At 43.7% G+C, this 19,508-nt stretch carries 8 protein-coding genes, 1 tRNA gene and 1 pseudogene; all 10 read left to right on the top strand.

The features are described from left to right. The first annotated feature begins 48 nt into the window (after positions 1-48). Positions 49-525: a 50S ribosomal protein L10 gene (gene rplJ, locus Q0394_RS00385; protein ID WP_298944894.1), complete on the top strand. Its 477-nt coding sequence runs from the start codon at positions 49-51 to the stop codon at positions 523-525. 16 nt (positions 526-541) lie between these two features. Beyond that, positions 542-919 (top strand): 50S ribosomal protein L7/L12, encoded by a 378-nt coding sequence (rplL, locus tag Q0394_RS00380; protein ID WP_002947609.1) that lies wholly within the window; start codon positions 542-544, stop codon positions 917-919. 109 nt (positions 920-1,028) lie between these two features. Beyond that, entirely contained in the window at positions 1,029-5,165 is a 4,137-nt protein-coding gene (rpoB, locus tag Q0394_RS00375) for a DNA-directed RNA polymerase subunit beta (RefSeq protein WP_298944892.1), read from the top strand. Continuing rightward, the gene (gene rpoC, locus Q0394_RS00370; protein ID WP_298944891.1) at positions 5,158-9,666 is read left to right on the top strand and encodes a DNA-directed RNA polymerase subunit beta'; all 4,509 of its coding nucleotides are present in this window, start codon (positions 5,158-5,160) and stop codon (positions 9,664-9,666) included. Before rpoB ends, rpoC begins: the two co-directional genes overlap by 8 nt. Before the next feature lie 164 nt (positions 9,667-9,830). Next, positions 9,831-10,180: pseudogene (locus Q0394_RS00365) on the top strand (DoxX family protein). A gap of 78 nt (positions 10,181-10,258) precedes the next feature. Further along, complete coding sequence (gene rpsL, locus Q0394_RS00360; RefSeq protein ID WP_004322129.1) at positions 10,259-10,666, top strand: 30S ribosomal protein S12; 408 nt, start codon at positions 10,259-10,261, stop codon at positions 10,664-10,666. 75 nt (positions 10,667-10,741) lie between these two features. Continuing rightward, positions 10,742-11,212: a 30S ribosomal protein S7 gene (gene rpsG, locus Q0394_RS00355; protein WP_002947591.1), complete on the top strand. Its 471-nt coding sequence runs from the start codon at positions 10,742-10,744 to the stop codon at positions 11,210-11,212. 12 nt (positions 11,213-11,224) lie between these two features. Beyond that, positions 11,225-13,303, top strand: coding sequence for an elongation factor G (gene fusA / locus Q0394_RS00350; RefSeq protein WP_002947586.1), 2,079 nt, complete (start codon positions 11,225-11,227; stop codon positions 13,301-13,303). Between the two features lie 99 nt (positions 13,304-13,402). Beyond that, a tRNA-Arg gene (locus Q0394_RS00345) sits at positions 13,403-13,476 on the top strand. Between the two features lie 414 nt (positions 13,477-13,890). Then, positions 13,891-19,314, top strand: a complete 5,424-nt coding sequence (locus Q0394_RS00340; protein WP_298944889.1) for a DUF4214 domain-containing protein — start codon at positions 13,891-13,893, stop codon at positions 19,312-19,314. Positions 19,315-19,508 lie beyond the last annotated feature (194 nt).

Here is a 19,508-nt window from a genome sequence, read left to right as displayed (position 1 = left end):
TTTATGCCGCTCTGCTTGAAATCACTAGTCGGAAAGGAGAGAAACTAGATGACGAGAAACGAAAAATCTGAAATAATCAGTAAACTTGAAGCCGAATTTAAAGGAAATGAAGCGATTATAGTTTGCGATTATCGCGGTCTTAGCACTAAAAAACTAGAAGCATTAAGAGATGCTGCTAGAGTTTTAAACGTAAAAGTTCAAATCGTAAAAAATACTCTTGCAAATATCGCTCTTAATAACGTTGAAAAGTCTGGTATGGTCTTAAAAGATACAAATATCTTTATCTGGGGCGATCAGCTTTCAGCTACTAAGGTTGCGGCTAAATTTGAAGAGACTAACAGCGAACTATTCAAAATCAAAACCGCTCATATTGACGGTGAAGTTGCAAGCGTTGAGAAGGTTAAAGCTCTATCTAAGATGCCTAGCCGTGATGAGTTGCTTGCTATGCTTTTGCAAGTTTGGAATGCGCCTATCCAAAATTTCACTATTGGACTAAATGCGCTTAAAGAAAAAAAATCAGCATAATATAAAAGGATAAAAAATGGCAATTACCAAAGAGGACGTATTAGAATTTATCTCTAATCTTTCAGTATTAGAGCTAAGCGAACTAGTAAAAGAATTTGAAGAGAAATTTGGCGTAAGCGCTGCTCCAGTAATGGTAGCAGGCGGCGCAGCAGCAGGCGGTGCAGCTGATGCAGCTGAAGAGAAAACAGAATTTAACGTTGTTCTAGTTGACGGCGGCGACAAGAAAATCAACGTTATTAAAGTTGTTCGCGCTCTTACAGGTCTTGGTCTTAAAGAGGCTAAAGACGCAGTTGAGCAAACTCCTTCTGTTATTAAAGAGGGTGTTAGCAAAGATGAGGCTGAAGCAGCTAAAAAAGAGCTTGAAGAAGCTGGCGCTAAAGTCGAACTTAAATAATTTCACTTATTTTTACAAAGGAGGCGACGCCTCCTTATTTAATTTTTACAAAGATGCCGCAGACGTGCGGTTATTTACTTTCTTTCAAACTTATACCATGAGGTAGAATATGCTAAATAGTTTATACTCAGGAAATCGTCTTAGGGTTGATTTTTCAAATGTTGCCAAAGAGATCGATGTTCCTAACCTACTACAATTACAAAAAAAGAGTTTTGACCAGTTTTTAAACGTAGATAAAAATCAAGGCGAAAGCGGTATAGAAAAAGTTTTCAAATCAATATTTCCTATACATGATCCGCAAAACCGCTTAAGCTTGGAATACGTAAGCTCTGAAATCGGAAAACCAAAATATACGATCAGAGAGTGCATGGAGCGCGGGCTTACTTATTCTGTAAATTTAAAAATGAAAATAAGGCTGATCGTTCACGAGAGAGATGAAAAAACAGGCGAGAAGATCGGTATAAAAGATATAAAAGAGCAGGAAATTTTCGTTCGCGAAATTCCTTTGATGACGGATAGAATTTCATTTATTATTAATGGCGTCGAGCGTGTCGTGGTTAATCAGCTTCACAGAAGTCCCGGCGTTATCTTTAAAGAAGAGGAAAGCCCGACAGTCGTAAATAAGCTTATTTATACGGCTCAAATCATTCCTGACCGCGGTAGCTGGCTATATTTTGAATACGACACAAAAGATGTACTTTATGTGCGTATCAACAAGCGCAGAAAAGTGCCGGTAACTATCCTATTTAGGGCGCTTGGATATAAAAAACAAGATATTATCAAGTTATTTTATCCTATACAAACTTTAACAATAAAAGATAATAAATTTTTGACGCCATTTAACCCAGATGATTATCAGGGCAGGGTTGAATACGACATAAAAGACGAAGAAGGCAATGTTTTACACGAGGCCGGAAAAAGACTAACCAAGAAAAAGGCTGATAAGATCATCGCTGACGGCGTCAAATTTGTCGAATATCCGACTGAAATTTTGGTAAATAGGTTTTTGGCTCACCCGGTTATTGACAAAAACAGCGGTGAAGTGCTTTATGATACTCTTGCACAGCTTGATGAAAATAAATTGGTTAAAATTTTGGCTGATCAAGAGAGTATCGAGATAGCAAACGACCTAGCAGCAGGCGTGGACGACGCTATCATAAATTCATTTATCGCCGATAACGAGACGCTAAAACTACTACGTCAAACCGAAAACGTCGACGATGAAAACGATCTTGCGGCGATAAGAATTTATAAAGTTATGCGTCCAGGCGAACCGGTCGTTAAAGATGCTGCTCGCGCTTTCGTAAATGATCTATTCTTTAATCCTGAAAGATATGATTTGACGGGTGTTGGCCGTATGAAAATGAACCACAAGCTGGCACTTGAAGTACCTGAATACGTAACGGTTTTGACCAACGAAGACATTATAAAAACGGCAAAATATTTGATAAAGGTCAAAAACGGACAAGGACATATCGACGACCGCGATCACCTCGGCAACCGTCGTATCCGCTCTATCGGCGAGCTTTTGGCAAACGAGCTTCACCTAGGCTTTGTAAAAATGCAAAAGGCTATCAGGGATAAATTTACGACGCTGGGTAATACTGAGGAGATTATGCCTTACGATTTGGTTAATCCAAAAATGATAACCACGACGATAATGGAATTTTTCACCGGTGGTCAGTTGAGCCAGTTTATGGATCAAACCAATCCGCTTAGCGAAGTTACGCATAAACGCAGACTTTCAGCACTTGGCGAAGGCGGTCTCGTAAAAGATAGAGCCGGCTTTGAAGTGCGCGACGTTCACCCAACTCACTACGGCAGAATTTGTCCGGTAGAGACTCCTGAGGGTCAAAATATCGGCCTTATCAACACGCTTTCGACTTACGCAAAGGTAAATAATCTAGGCTTCGTCGAGGCGCCGTATAAAAAGGTCGTAGATGGTAAGGTAACCGATGAGATCGTTTATCTAACAGCGACCCAGGAGGAAAATTTGGTTATCGCTCCGGCATCTACCGCGCTTGACGAAAGCGGATATATAGTAGAGGATTTGATCGAGGCTAGACAAGATGGCGAGATGATACTAGCTAAACGCGAGGACGTTAAGCTAATCGACCTTTGCTCCGGTATGATAGCTGGCGTTGCGGCATCGCTTATTCCGTTTTTGGAGCACGACGACGCAAACCGCGCCCTAATGGGATCAAACATGCAGCGCCAAGCGGTACCGCTACTTCGCTCATCCGCTCCTATCGTTGGAACTGGCATGGAGAGTACCGTAGCTCGCGACGCATGGGAAGCTATCAAGGCTAGACGCGCTGGAGTAGTTGAAAAGGTGGATAATAAGAATATCTTTATCCTTGGTGAAGACGAGGCGGGTCCATATATCGATCACTACTCTATGGAGAAAAATTTAAGAACCAACCAAAATACGACATTCTCCCAGCACCCTATCGTTAAAAAAGGCGAAAGCGTAGCGGCCGGGCAGATCATCGCCGACGGTCCGTCTATGGAGCGCGGCGAGCTAGCTATCGGTAAAAACGCCCTTATAGCTTTCATGCCGTGGAATGGTTACAACTATGAGGACGCGATCGTAATCAGCGAAAAAATGATCCGAGAGGATGCGTTTACGAGCGTGCATATTTACGAAAAAGAGATCGAGGCGCGCGAGCTAAAAGACGGCGTTGAGGAGATTACTAAAGATATCCCAAATATCAAAGAAGAAGATCTGCTTCACCTAGATGATAGCGGTATAATAAAAATCGGCACGCAGGTAAAACCAGGCATGATCCTAGTAGGTAAGGTTTCTCCAAAGGGTGAGGTTAAGCCGACGCCTGAGGAACGCTTGCTTCGTGCGATTTTCGGAGAAAAAGCCGGCCACGTGGTAAATAAATCCCTTTACGCGACTGCGTCAATGGAAGGCGTCGTCGTAGACGTTAAAATTTTTACCAAAAAAGGCCACGAAAAAGATAGCCGCTCAAATAAAGTTTACGAGGAAGAAAAGGCGGCTTTTGAAAAAGAACACCACGATAGGCTCTTGATGCTAGACCGCGAAGAGATGCTAAAAGTAGGCGCTCTGCTTTGCAAAACGCCTTTGAGCTCCGCTCAAACTATCGGTAAAAAAACCTATAAAAAGGGCGAGAAAATCGATAAAGAGGAGTTTGAAAACATCAACCGCTTTACTCTAAGTGCGATCGTTAAGGGCTTTTCAAAAGATGTTCAAAAATCATACGACGACATAAAAAATCATTTCCAAAATGAGAAGAAAAAGCTCAAAGAAGAGCATGATGCGAAGATGGAAATTTTAGAAAAAGACGACATCTTGCCAAGTGGTGTAGTTAAGCTCGTTAAAATCTATATCGCCACCAAGCGCAAACTAAAAGTGGGCGATAAGATGGCGGGTCGCCATGGAAACAAAGGTATTGTTTCAAATATCGTCCCTGAGGTTGATATGCCTTATCTTCCGAGCGGTCAACCAGTCGATATCGTGCTAAATCCGCTGGGCGTTCCTAGCCGTATGAATATCGGTCAAATTTTAGAAAGCCACTTGGGCCTTGTCGGCTACCGCTTGGGCGAGCAGATAAATCAAATTTTCCAAGAGAAAAAAGGTGAGTGGGTAAAAGAGCTACGAGCCAAGATGATCGAGATAGCTTCTGCATCTAAATTTATGGATGCTAAAAAGACTCTAGGCAAAATGAGCGACGAGTTGCTTTTAGACTATGCTAGAGACTGGGCTAACGGCGTCAAATTTGCCACGCCTATATTTGAGGGCGTTAGAGTCGATGAGCTGATGAAACTGTTTGAGCTAGCTAAGATCGATATGGACGGCAAGACCGAGCTTTACGACGGACGCACGGGCTCAAAGATTAAGGAGCGCGTAAACGTCGGATGTATGTATATGCTAAAGCTTCACCACCTAGTCGACGAAAAAGTCCACGCTAGAAGTACGGGACCATACAGCCTTGTTACTCAGCAGCCAGTCGGCGGTAAGGCGCTATTTGGCGGACAAAGATTCGGAGAGATGGAGGTTTGGGCGCTTGAGGCATACGGTGCGGCTCATACGCTTCGCGAGATGCTAACGGTCAAATCAGACGACGTCGAAGGACGCTTGTCTGCGTATAAAGCCCTAACAAGAGGCGAAAATGTGCCTGAAACCGGCATTCCTGAGACATTTTTCGTTCTAACAAACGAGCTAAAATCATTGGCGCTTGATGTCGAGATATACGATGAGGATGAAAATAATGAGTGAGTTAAAACCTATTGAGATAAAAGAAGAACGCAGACCGCGCGATTTTGAAGCGTTTCAGCTTCGTTTGGCTAGCCCTGAGAGGATAAAGTCATGGAGCCACGGCGAGGTCAAAAAACCCGAAACCATAAACTACCGCACGCTAAAACCTGAGCGCGACGGTCTATTTTGCGCTAAAATTTTCGGTCCGATTCGCGACTACGAGTGCCTTTGCGGTAAGTATAAAAAAATGCGTTACAAAGGCATTAAGTGCGAAAAATGCGGCGTCGAGGTAACTAGCTCAAAGGTGCGCCGCTCTAGAATGGGCCACATCGAGCTCGTGACCCCTGTAGCGCATATCTGGTACGTAAATTCACTCCCAAGCCGCATAGGAACGTTGCTTGGCATAAAGATGAAAGACCTTGAACGCGTGCTTTACTACGAGGCGTATATCGTCGAGAGTGTAGGCGACGCATTTTACGATACCGAAAATAGCAAAAAAGTAGAAATTTTCGACGTTTTAAACGAAGAACAGTATGTCTCTTTAGCTTCTCGCTTTGAAGAGAGCGGATTTAGAGCTAGGATGGGCGGCGAAGTTATCCGCGATTTGCTAGCAAATATCGATTTGGTCGAGCTTTTAAATACTCTAAAAGACGAGATCAGCGCGACAAATTCGGAAGCCAAGAAAAAAACCATAGTAAAAAGACTAAAAGTCGTCGAGAGCTTTTTAAATTCAGGCAACCGTCCTGAGTGGATGATGATTACGAATTTACCGGTCCTTCCGCCGGATCTTCGCCCGCTTGTCAGCCTTGACGGCGGTAAATTTGCGGTTTCCGACGTAAATGACCTATATCGCCGCGTTATTAATAGAAACGCACGCTTAAAACGCCTTATGGAGCTTGACGCGCCTGAGATTATTATCAGAAACGAAAAGCGTATGCTTCAGGAGTCCGTCGATGCGCTATTTGACAACGGGCGACGCGCAAATGCCGTAAAAGGCGCAAATAAACGCCCTCTAAAATCACTTTCTGAGATCATTAAAGGTAAGCAAGGTCGCTTCCGTCAAAATTTGCTCGGTAAGCGCGTTGACTTTTCCGGTCGTTCGGTTATCGTGGTCGGGCCAAAGCTGCGTATGGATCAGTGCGGACTACCGAAAAGAATGGCTCTTGAGCTGTTTAAGCCGCATTTGTTAGCTCGCCTTGAGGAGAAGGGCTACGCTACGACCGTAAAACAAGCCAAAAAGATGATCGAGGATAAGACGAACGAGGTTTGGGAGTGCCTAGAGGAGGTCGTTAAAGATCACCCGGTCATGCTAAACCGCGCTCCGACGCTTCACAAATTATCTATCCAGGCGTTTCACCCGGTGCTCGTCGAGGGTAAGGCTATCCAGCTACATCCGTTAGTTTGCGCCGCATTTAACGCGGACTTCGATGGCGACCAGATGGCTGTTCACGTGCCGCTATCCCAGGAAGCTATCGCAGAGTGCAAAATTTTGATGCTTAGCTCGATGAACATCTTGCTTCCTGCAAGCGGTAAGGCTATCACCGTTCCTAGCCAGGACATGGTTTTGGGAATTTACTACCTAAGCCTAGAAAAGACCGACAGCAAGGGCGCTAATAAAATTTTCGCATCGGTAGACGAAGTAATGATCGCCGAGGAAGCTCATTGCCTAGAAGTACACTCAAAGATCAAAACCATGATCGACGGCAAGACGCTATTTACGACTGCGGGTCGTTTGATCATCCGCTCGATTCTGCCTGATTTTGTTCCTGAAAATATGTGGAATAGAGTCATGAAGAAAAAAGATATCGCAAATTTGGTTGATTACGTTTATAAAAACGGCGGCCTTGAGGTAACGGCGGGATTTTTGGATAAGCTTAAAAATTTGGGTTTCCGCTATGCGACAAAGGCCGGCATCTCGATCTCGATCGCCGATATCATCGTGCCTGATAGCAAGCAAAAATATATCAACGAAGCCAAGAAAAAAGTCCGCGAGATACAAAATCAATACGGCGCGGGCTTGCTAACGGACTCAGAGAGATACAATAAGATCATCGACATCTGGACGGATACAAACAACGTCGTCGCAGGCGAGATGATGAAGCTCATCCAGGGAGACAAAGGCGGATTTAACTCTATTTATATGATGGCAGACAGCGGCGCGAGAGGCTCTGCGGCGCAAATTCGCCAGCTAGCCGGTATGCGCGGTCTTATGGCGAAGCCTGACGGCTCGATCATCGAGACTCCGATTATATCAAACTTCCGCGAAGGTCTAAACGTTCTTGAGTACTTTAACTCAACCCACGGTGCTAGAAAAGGTCTTGCGGACACCGCGCTAAAAACGGCGAATGCCGGATACCTAACCAGGAAGCTAATCGACGTCGCGCAAAACGTGAAAGTCACTATGCATGACTGCGGTACACACGAGGGCGTCGAGATCACTGAGATCACCGACAACGGCGAGCTTATCGAGAGTCTAGAAGAGAGAATTTTGGGCCGCGTACTAGCCGATGACGTGATCGATCCGATAGCAAATGAGGTACTATTTAGCGAAGGTACGCTGATAGACGAAGAAAAAGCTAAAGCGATAACCGAAGCAGGTATAAAATCTGTCAGTATCAGAACGCCGATAACTTGCAAAGCGGCAAAAGGCGTCTGCGCGAAGTGCTACGGCGTGAATTTGGGCGAAGGTAAGCTAGTAAAACCGGGCGAAGCAGTCGGTATCATCTCGGCTCAATCTATCGGCGAACCTGGTACTCAGCTAACGCTAAGAACTTTCCACATCGGCGGTACGGCATCTACAGAGCAGCAAGACTACCAAGTCGTAGCACAAAAAGAGGGCTTTATAAGATACTACAATCTAAACGTTTACGAAAACGGCGGTAAGAGAATCGTGGCAAATCGCAGAAACTCGGCTGTCCTGCTCGTAGAGCCTAAGATCAAAGCTCCGTTTGACGGAAAGATCGAGATCGAGGTTGCCCACGAAGACGTAAACATAATTGTAAAAGGTAAAAAAGAAGAAGTTAAATATACGCTAAGAAGAGGCGATCTGGCTAAACCTAACGAGTTAGCAGGCGTTAGCGGTAAGGTAGAGGGTAAAATTTACATCCCTTATGCCGACGGCGATTTGGTCAAAGAGAACGAAAGTATCGCAGAGGTCATTAAGGAGGGCTGGAACGTACCGAAACGTATCCCTTTTGCTAGCGAGATAAAGGTAGAAGATGGCGAACCGATCGCTAAGAAAATCCTTGCAGGCGCAAACGGCGTGCTTAAATTTTATATCTTGAAGGGCGATTATTTAGAGCGCTTAAGAAATATCAAAAAAGGCCACATCGTAACCGAAAAAGGGCTATTCGTCGTGGTTGCCGACGAAGATGATAGAGAGGCGGTTCGCTACTATATCCCGCGAAACTCTATCATCAAAGCAAACGATAGCGATACAGTAGATAGCAAAGCAGTCATCTCTGAGCCTGAAAACCAAGAAAAAACCGTCATAGCCGAGTGGGATCCGTACTCTACGCCGATCATCGCCGAGGCCGCTGGTAGAGTATCGTACGAGGATATAGAGCCTGGATACAGTGCTGCCGAGCAGTATGACGAGGCGACCGGTCAGAGCCGTTTGGTTATAAACGAGTATCTGCCTTCGGGTATCAAGCCTACGATCGTGATCAGCACGGACGAGGGCAAGATGATTCGTTATCAACTAGAGCCTAAAACAGCGATATTTGTAACTGACGGCGCTACGGTAGTGCAGGCTGATATCCTAGCTAAGACGCCTAAGGCCGTCGCTAAGTCTAAAGACATCACGGGCGGTTTGCCGCGAGTCTCCGAGCTGTTTGAGGCCAGACGCCCGAAAAATACGGCTATCATCGCTGAAATCGACGGTACCGTAAGATTCGAAAAGCCGCTTCGATCTAAAGAGCGTATCGTTATTCATGCCGACGACGGCGCTACGTCGGAGTATCTGATAGACAAAACACGTCAAATTCAGGTTCGCGACGGCGAATTTATCCATGCCGGCGAGAAGCTAACCGACGGGCTAATATCAAGCCACGACGTTTTAAGAATTTTGGGCGAAAAGGCGCTGCACTATTATCTGATCAGCGAGATTCAGCAAGTTTACCGCTCTCAAGGCGTTGCGATCGCCGATAAGCACATCGAGATCATCGTTTCTCAGATGCTTCGCCAGGTCAAGATCGTTGATAGCGGCGATACGAATTTCATCACCGGCGATATGATCTCTCGAACGAGATTTAAGGAAGAAAACGAGCGCATAATGCGAATGGGCGGCAATCCTGCGATCGCCGAGCCTATCTTGCTAGGCGTTACGCGCGCTGCTATCGGAAGCGATAGCGTGATCTCGGCCGCATCGTTCCAAGAGACGACTAAGGTTCTAACTGAGGCTTCGATCGCAGCTAAGATCGACCACCTCGAGGATCTAAAAGAAAACGTCATTCTAGGACGCATGATCCCTGTCGGAACGGGTCTTTATCAAGATCAAAAGATCAAGCTAAAACAAAACTAAATTTAACCCCTAAGCCTCGCTAAATTCGGCGGGGCTTAAATTTGCCTCGTTTTAAAGCTAGCCGGATAAAATCAATCCTTTAAATTTGAAAATTTGGAGTAAAAAAGAAAAATTTCGATTTGGGAATTTTGTTTGCGAGACTAGGGCTTGGTGCCTGGCTTTTTATGCACGGCTTTGCGAAAATTTTACACGGCATAGGCGGCGTAAAAAGTATTTTAACAAAAAGCCGGCTTGCCTGAGATTGTGGCTTACGGCTCCTATATAGGCGAGGTTGTTGCGCCGATAATGATAATTTTAGGGATATTTTCAAGGATTGGAGCAGCTCGTTATCGGCACGAGTCTAACGATAATATGCGCCCACCACAGACTTGGAAATTTACTTGAGCTTACAAATGTCGGCGGCTTTAAAGCTGAAATTTTATATCTTTACATCGCCTTGTCGCTCTGCATCATCTTTAACGGAAGCGGAAAACACGCGATTAGAAAAGATTGGCGCGATAAAATTCAGTGTTAAAGATGAAATTTACCTTATATTAAGCCAAATTTAAATAAAATCAAGTCTTTTTAATAAATTTAGTCGAAAGGAATTACTGTGCCAACCATTAATCAATTGGTCAGAAAAGAGCGCAAGAAAGTGACTTTTAAGTCAAAATCTCCAGCGCTAAAAGAGTGTCCTCAAAGAAGAGGAGTTTGCACTAGGGTCTATACTACGACTCCTAAAAAACCAAACTCGGCTTTGAGAAAAGTTGCCAAAGTTAGGCTTACAAGCGGATTTGAAGTGATCAGCTATATCGGCGGTGAAGGCCACAACCTACAAGAACACAGCATCGTGCTAGTACGCGGCGGTCGTGTTAAGGACTTACCGGGTGTTAAATACCACATCGTACGCGGTGCTCTTGATACAGCCGGCGTTGCGAAAAGAACAGTTTCTCGCTCAAAATACGGCGCTAAACGTCCAAAACCTGGTCAAGCGGCAGCCGCAGCGGGTAAAAAGAAATAAAAATTTAGGTTCGCAGACCATGCCATTAGCGGCATAGGTTTGAGTAAAATTTATAAAATTTGAAGGAATAATCAAATGAGAAGAAGAAAAGCTCCCGTCAGGGAAGTAATGCCGGATCCAATTTACGGCAATAAGGTAATCACTAAATTTATTAACTCTCTTATGTACGACGGCAAAAAAAGCGTCGCTACCGAGATCATGTATGGCGCTATCAAAGCTATCGAGAAAAAAAGCGGCGACGTAAAAGGTATAGACGTATTTAACGATGCTATCGAAAACATTAAGCCTCTTATGGAGGTTAAATCTCGTCGCGTCGGCGGCGCTACCTATCAAGTACCGGTAGAGGTTCGTCCGGCTCGCCAGCAAGCTCTTGCTATCCGCTGGATCATCGGTTTTGCTAGAAAAAGAAGCGAAAGAACGATGATAGATAAACTAGCTAATGAGCTACTTGATGCTGCAAATTCAAAAGGCGCGTCTTTCAAGAAGAAGGAAGACACCTACAAAATGGCAGAGGCTAACAAAGCGTTTGCTCACTACCGCTGGTAAGAGGAGGCTGATATGGCAGATAGAAAAACCCCTTTACATATGGTTAGAAACATCGGTATCGCTGCTCACATCGATGCCGGTAAAACTACGACCAGCGAAAGAATTTTGTTCTTTACTGGTATGAGCCACAAGATCGGCGAGGTTCACGATGGCGCTGCTACAATGGACTGGATGGAACAAGAAAAAGAGCGCGGCATCACTATTACGTCTGCGGCGACAACTTGTTTTTGGAAAGATCACCAGATAAATTTGATCGACACTCCGGGCCACGTTGACTTTACTATCGAAGTTGAGCGTTCTATGCGCGTTCTTGACGGCGCTGTTTCAGTATTTTGCTCAGTTGGCGGCGTACAGCCTCAGTCTGAGACCGTTTGGAGACAAGCAAATAAATATCACGTCCCAAGAATCGTTTTTGTAAATAAAATGGACAGAATCGGCGCAAATTTCTTTAACGTCGAGTCTCAAATCAGAAATCGCCTAAAAGCAAATCCGGTGCCTATTCAAATTCCTATCGGCGCAGAGGATAACTTTAGAGGCGTAGTCGATTTGGTTAAAATGAAAGCTTATGTCTGGGAAGACGACAAGAAACCGACCGATTATAAAGAGATAGAAATCCCTGCAGAGGTAAAAGATAAAGCCGAGGAGTATCGCGCGAAACTAATCGAAGCGGTTTCTGAAACCGACGATAGCTTGATGGAGAAATTTTTCTCTGGCGAGGAGCTAAGCGAAGAGGAGATCAAAAAAGGGATCAAAGCAGGCTGCTTAAGAATGACGATAACTCCGATGCTTTGCGGAACGGCATTTAAAAATAAAGGCATCCAGCCGCTACTTGATGCGGTAGTAGCGTATTTGCCTGCACCGGATGAGATCGAGGCGATTAAGGGCGTTTATGAAGACGGTAGCGAAGTAACGGTAGAAAGCACCGATAACGGCGAATTTGCAGCTCTTGCGTTTAAGATTATGACCGACCCGTTCGTCGGACAGCTTACCTTTATCCGCGTTTACCGCGGTAGTCTTGAGAGCGGTAGCTATGCTTACAACACCGTTCAGGATAACAAAGAAAGAATCGGTCGCTTGCTAAAAATGCACTCAAACAAACGCGAGGAAATTTCGGTTCTTCACGCGGGAGAGATCGGTGCGGTCGTAGGTCTAAAAAATACCCTAACCGGCGATACGCTTGCGAGCGAAAAAGACAAGGTCATCCTTGAAAAGATGGACTTCCCTGAGCCGGTTATCAGCGTTGCTGTTGAGCCAAAAACTAAAGCCGACCAAGAAAAAATGGCTATTGCGCTTCAAAAACTAGCTCAAGAAGACCCAAGCTTTAGAGTGGGCACCGACGAAGAGAGCGGTCAAACCATCATCAGCGGTATGGGCGAGCTTCATCTTGAGATCATCGTAGATAGAATGCTACGCGAATTTAAAGTCGATGCCGAAGTAGGTCAGCCGCAAGTCGCATACCGCGAGACCATCCGCAAAACAGTCGAGCAAGAGTATAAATACGCTAAACAATCAGGCGGTCGCGGTCAGTACGGACACGTATTCTTGCGCCTTGAGCCGCTACCTGCGGCTAGCGGATTTGAGTTCGTTAACGATATTAAAGGCGGCGTAGTTCCTAAAGAGTATATCCCAGCGGTTGAAAAAGGCTGCAAAGAGGCGCTACAAAGCGGCGTGCTTGCCGGCTATCCGGTCGAGGACGTTAAGGTTACCCTATTTGACGGTAGCTACCACGAAGTCGACTCGTCTGAAATGGCGTTTAAGCTTGCCGCATCTATGGGCTTCAAAGAGGGCGCTAGAAAAGCAGGCGCGGTTATCCTTGAGCCTATGATGAAGGTCGAGGTTGAGACGCCTGAGGATTATATGGGCGACGTTATCGGCGACTTAAATAAACGCCGCGGTCAAGTAAACTCTATGGACGAGCGCAACGGAAGCAAGATCATCACGGCTTTCTGCCCGCTAGCTCAGATGTTTGGTTACTCTACGGACCTTCGCTCTATGACGCAAGGTCGCGCGACTTATTCTATGGAATTTGACCACTATGAGGAAGTTCCAAAGAACGTCAGCGAAGAGATTATCAAGAAAAGAAACGGCTAAGCCAAATTTGGCGGGGATGCAAATCCTCGCCTTTAAATTTAATCCCCATTTTGCCATTTGTGGTTAAAATGGCATTTTTTTACAAATTTCATATTTTTTGTCCTCATAGCTCAGCTGGATAGAGCGCAGAATTCCTAATTCTGAGGCCGTGAGTTCGAATCTCGCTGGGGACATTCTTTTGGAATATATGAATTTAATCTCACTTTTTTGTTGAGTATTTGTTGCTTCTTAAACATAATATAGATTTTTAGTTATTTTCTGATGCCTATCGTATTTATTCTTTAGCTTGCAAAAATAAAAAGCTATCTAAATTTTCTGAAACAAGTATTTGTGATATGTTATCGTAGCTATACGGGTACAAATTTCTTAATGCAATCAAATATATAATAGTAAGAAAATGCAGATAAATTATATAATATAAGCTAAATATCTTATGAATATAATCTATAAATTATAATTATTCAGCAATCATCAGTTAATCAAATAAAAAATCATTTCCCTCCTTTTTTAGAAAATTATGGTATAATTGGCGATAGTATTCTGTAAAATAGAACACTAAACATCAAGTAACTTTAAAGGAGTCCTTAATGGCAGTAACACAAGCAGAGGTTGCGCAGCTTTATGTGGCGTTATTTAACAGAGCCCCCGAAGGCGCTGGATTCAAGGCATGGATTAATTTCGGCCACAACAAAACACAGGCCGAGATAGCCCAATTAATGTTAGAATCCCCGGCAGCTATAGAGTACTATGGCGGCAGAATAGACCAAGACAAAGACTATATAGAGCTTATCTATAAAAACATTCTTGGTAAAGATTACACAAAAGATCCTGATGGTATTAACGCATGGGTTAAGCACCTTCAGCTAGGTCATTCAAGAGGCGAAACTCTTGTAAAATTATTTGAGGTAGCTCAGTCTGCAGAAGCAAAAGCGGCAGATCCGGTTGCAGCTAAAATTTTCGAAAACAAAACGGCTATTTCAGCTTATATGGCTGAAAAAATCGCTAACATAGAAACAAGTGTTTCTGGAAGTTATGATTATAAACCGTTTCAGGAAATTATAAAAACTACGACTGATACCAATTTTGAAGAGCAAAAAGCAAAAATAGATGCCCTTGCTGCTTCTACGGTACATACTCTCACCACTGAACCAAACGATCTTACCGGTGGAGTTGGACAAGATATTTTTAATGCAGTTGTGGATTCGTTCGTTGCTACAAATACCCTTAAGCCTACCGATAAAATCGATGGCGGAACAGGTGAAAATACTTTAAATGTTACCGTAAAAGATAATTTTAATGGTATGACTACCGGTTTTATCAAAAACATCGATAATTTAAATTTGACAAGCACTGCTACAACTAAAAAAACCTTTAATGCACGAGATATTGAGGGTCTTAAGAAGGTAAGCTTAGATAGTGAAAATGGTATAAATTTCATAAATCCTCACAATTTAGTCGATTTAACCATTGAAAATCTAAAAAGCAGTACGGAGTCGTTTAAATTAAATTATAACACCGGAACTATCGCTGGCACAAATGATACGCAAAATTTGACATTAGATAATGTAAATTTGCATAAAAAAGCTATAGATAACGTGGTTGGCGTAGATGGCACGGGCATAGATATCCCAAATATCGAAAATTTAAACATAACCACAAAAGGCGAGAAAAGCACCGTATTTATAAAATCAGGTGATAACACAAACCACTATAAAACAATATCCGTCAAAGGTACTACCGATGTTAAGCTTATGGTGGAAAGCGATCGCTTAGAAAAGGTCGATGCTTCTGCATTTACTCACAATCTAGAGTATGAGTTTAACCCTAGTCAACACACCCCTATCGGTGCCACAAATGTTATAAAAGGCGGTAGCGGTAATGACACTATAAAACTTGACTTTAAAGACGTAGATGCTACAAATAAAACAAACTTCGATATAGACGGCGGTGCTGGTAAAGATACGCTAAATATCGAAAGATTAAAAGCAAAAGAGAACAAATTTACCGTAAACAACATAGAAAAGGTAAATATACAAAAAGTAGACACCGGTACGGCAAATGATACTGCAAGTATAGATTTTGCTGGCTCAGACGTAACAGCTCTTAACACCACAAAAACAAAGAGCAATCTTGTGGTTACGAACTCTACCATAAAAAGCGTTACGGTAGACAAGCCTGATCCAGAAAATACCGATGTAGCATCTGGCCCTTACGGTAGAGTCGAGTTTAAAAACGGCTATTTGCAAGAGATCAATATAACAAACACAATCGATCCTCAAGACGTTAACGGCAATGCTATCATAAATGCTGTTACTCCTGGACTACGCAGCCAAGTTACCGCTTATGTAGCTGCTGACGAGAGCGAAAGAGTAACCGTAAACGTAGATAAAAACGTATATGCTCAAAAGATCGGCGGAGCCGGCGCTACCGCTGCTTGGGTAGACTCAAATAAAATGCATGCAAACGAAGGTATAGGTATCATAGCTCCAAAAGCTAAAGATATAACCGTAAATTTCAACTCTATCGGCACATATGGCAATAGCGTAGCTAATATTACGGGCATGAGCCTTACAAACATAGCGGTTCACGACCTATCTTCTACTATTCCGTTGCCTCCAAAAACCCTTGAGAAGTTGACCGTAAATTCAAAGTCAAGCATTCTAAGTAATCTGGATGCTACTTTCTTTGAGAAGCTAAAGGCTTTCAACATTAATACCGATGACAACTTTGACGCTTACGGCACTAGAGAGTTTAACGATATCGAGCAGATCAACGCTAGAGGTCTTGCTTCAAATAATATCAAGACCGGTAATGTTTATTTTGTAGATAACGTGATCGGTAAAGGTAGTGGCGCGGGTGCAGGCACAGCTGACGCTACTCAGTCTATAGCTATCACTGCCGAGCACCTAAATTCATTTAAGGCGAGCAAAGGTGTATTTACAAAAGGTTCTATTTCTGTAACCTTGAATGACATCGGCGGTAATGTCGAGATGGTAAACGCCATAAACAACATAACTACTGCCGCAAACAACCCGACTACCGGCTCTACGATGAAGGGCTATTTTGATTCTACCCCTACGACTTGGAACTTCCCGTACGCAACAGCCGATAACTCTATCGTTACTGAGGGTACGTTTAGCGTGAATGGTAACAACATCAATAATCTTTTGATAGGTAATATAGCTGCGAGAGATATAGAGATCAATCCTGGTAATGCAAGAGGTAACGTTAGCATAGCAAGCGGCGGTGGACAGTATACTAGCTCATCTTCGTATGCGAATTCGGTGGGTAAAATCGGTAACGACAAAACCATAAACAACACGATAGATATGTCTCAAATGGCAGGCTCATATAACATAGGCGAGCTGTTTGGACAAAATGTTAATTTCAAAGGAGCTGTATTTACTAGGCCTACGTATTATAGCCCTGAAATAGACACCGGACTAGCTAGCGATAGATGGAATACCGGTCAAGGCTCGACTCCAAATGCGATTAAAGTAAATTTCGGCGGAGCTAGAACCGGAACAAATCCTGGAGATAAGCAAGATGTCGTAAACCTTAACGTAAGCGGCGTCCAGACCGGTGAGAAAACCGACGTATATGTCAAATTTGATGACGGTACGGCTTCTCCTAACGACCTTAAAAAATTTGTCGCTAAGGGCGAAAACATAAACCTTATAGTAAATCCTAAATTTAACGCTGCGACTACTTCAAAGCTAGAGACTATCGATCTAAGCGAAGTAAAAGCAGGATCTACTTCATGGGTAAACCTATCTACCGTTCCTTATAGCACGGATACGACGAGCCATAGCGGATCTACTAATTCAGGTTATAGTAGCTGGCACAACAGTACCGCAAATCAAGGTTTCGGCAATGCAGGCAATTCAAACCTAAAAAATCCTCTTTCAGATAACTATGGTACTGCGCATGCGAATGACTTTAAGGCTACTTCAACATTACCTGATTTTGGTGTCAGAGCTGGCGTTACTGGTAACGATGTGCCTACTTTCAACGGTACCAAGTGGAGTCATAAAAATGTCGACGGAACAACTACAAACTTAACAAGACCGTCTACTGAACTAGTAAGAGAAAAGAGTGACCTAGGCACAAATGCTCACGAGAAACTTAAAGAGATCAAGGGTACTCAAGGTAACGACGTAGTATTGCTAGCTAACGATATGGCTGCAAATAACGGCACCGGCAAGCTAAACGTAGATCTAGGCGACGGAGACGATATCATCCACGTGGGTACTTTGGCCACAAATACCGAGATCATCATCGACGGCGGTAAAGGACGCGATCTATTTGACGTAAGTAGAGCAAAAACCGATGCTAGCGTAAGTAAAATCGTAACTATCAAAAATATCGAGGCCGGCGATAGAATCAAACTCGCCGACTGGTTTGCGCACGGCTATGATCCTAAAGACCCTACCGGCGATAGCAAAGATGCAGTTTATGCAAATTCACAGTTCCATAGTAGAGGTGCCACTGATATCAAGGTAGCGTTCTATAACTATAACCACCCTGGAACTACAGGGGACAATAATCCTGCTACAAACGGTAGATATTTCCATACCGAGGTTGCTAATAACAAACTAGCTAAAGACGTCCAACATGTAACTCCTGTCTACGATAAACCTGTAGATATCACCGGTAGTACCGTAAACGGACAAAACGATACGTCTACAAATCCATATCCTGCAAGCAGTAAAGTAACCGGTTATGAATACTCTACAAACACTAAACCTACTATACTTCCTGGCGTAGAAAAAGGCGTAGTGGCTCAATCCGGTACAGACGGTCATGCCGGCGGTGACAGATATGAATATACTGCTAAATACGGCGACCTCGCATGGCAGACAGGTGCCGCTACAAATGACAAAACTATCGTAGCGGGCAGTAGCCAAAATATCTCCGTGGGCGGAAAAAATGCGGACGGTCAGTATGCTACTGAAACATTCCTAAACGGCGCTACAAAACCGTTTGTAGAGACTGGTTCCGCTCCTATTACGGCTGACTTGTCTACTACTAAGAGCACTGGCGTAACGGTATCTACTTCTGGATGGACACAAGGAACAACCCCTACAACTCCTCACCCTACTCCGGGCGTTACATGGGTAACTTGGATCGCAACAAAAGTTGACGGTAGCACCATAGAGTATTATGCTCCATCAAATGTTCATTCGGCAGCTCCTACACAAGGTACCGGCAACTGGCGTTTAAACACCGACGGTAAATTCTATGAGACTGGAACAGCACAGAACCAACATACTATCGTGAACGGCGTGCTATATTCTAACGAGTACACCGATGCTCACGGCGTTAACGGTACTGCCGGTGCGGTTATTGGCGGTACGCCTATCGCAAATCCTCACGGTAGCGGCGCGATAATACAAAACTCAGGCGTAGCAGGACAAATAGGACCTGCCGCAACGGCGCCTACTGCTACAAACCTAAGAAAAGCCGTAGTCATAGAGACGTCCAATACAAGCGATAAGTATATAAGCAATATCAGTAGTAGCGATAAGTCTATATACGATGCGCACAATATCGTAAAACTAACCGTAAACTCTAAACTTACCGATTTGAGTACGGTTGCCGGCCTAGATACTCTAGTCCAAGCGGTAAATCACGCCATAGCTCACAATAGACTATGGAATGATACTACTCAAGTTAGAGATGACGGTCTTAGATTTAGCGCGACTTACTATAGCGATGCAAACGGCGCTACTACGTATGGTCAAACTGTAAGCGGCTACGTAAGACACATCAACTGGGGTGGCGGCGATAACGGATATTACGACGCTCACAATGATAGACTATATGCGTTCTCTTGGAAGGGCGATACATACCTAGTTTATGATAAAAAAGCTGTAGCTGCAGGCACTACCAATTCGATAGGTACTGAAGACACTATCGTAAGACTTGCCGGTGTAAACCTAGAAAACCTAAAATACACCGTTGACCCTGAAAAAGGTACTATCACTATCGATAGTCTCGATCAGGCTTAATCTTCTCTCAGGCGGCTTATGCCGCCTGATTTTTTATCTGACTTTATCTTCGTATTATTTTTAGTAGTTTTTTATTTTATAGCCCTTAATCCGCCCAAACCCAACCACACCAAATTTGATTTTATTTTCATTCCACCCCTATCCCGATATAATCACGTTTTTAGGCTAAATAAATCTTTAAATATTACAAATAA

Source organism: uncultured Campylobacter sp., from assembly GCF_938039205.1.
Classification (GTDB): Bacteria; Campylobacterota; Campylobacteria; order Campylobacterales; family Campylobacteraceae; genus Campylobacter_A.
Note: the sequence above shows the minus strand (reverse complement) of the source record. Positions and strands in the feature narration are given on the sequence as shown.

Excerpts from the sequence above, each read along its gene's own strand:
- rplJ (WP_298944894.1), top strand. The coding sequence starts at position 49 with ATGACGAGAAACGAAAAATCTGAAATAATCAGTAAACTTGAAGCCGAA.
- rplL (WP_002947609.1), top strand. The coding sequence starts at position 542 with ATGGCAATTACCAAAGAGGACGTATTAGAATTTATCTCTAATCTTTCA.
- rpoB (WP_298944892.1), top strand. The coding sequence starts at position 1,029 with ATGCTAAATAGTTTATACTCAGGAAATCGTCTTAGGGTTGATTTTTCA.
- rpoC (WP_298944891.1), top strand. The coding sequence starts at position 5,158 with ATGAGTGAGTTAAAACCTATTGAGATAAAAGAAGAACGCAGACCGCGC.
- rpsG (WP_002947591.1), top strand. The coding sequence starts at position 10,742 with ATGAGAAGAAGAAAAGCTCCCGTCAGGGAAGTAATGCCGGATCCAATT.
- fusA (WP_002947586.1), top strand. The coding sequence starts at position 11,225 with ATGGCAGATAGAAAAACCCCTTTACATATGGTTAGAAACATCGGTATC.
- Q0394_RS00340 (WP_298944889.1), top strand. The coding sequence starts at position 13,891 with ATGGCAGTAACACAAGCAGAGGTTGCGCAGCTTTATGTGGCGTTATTT.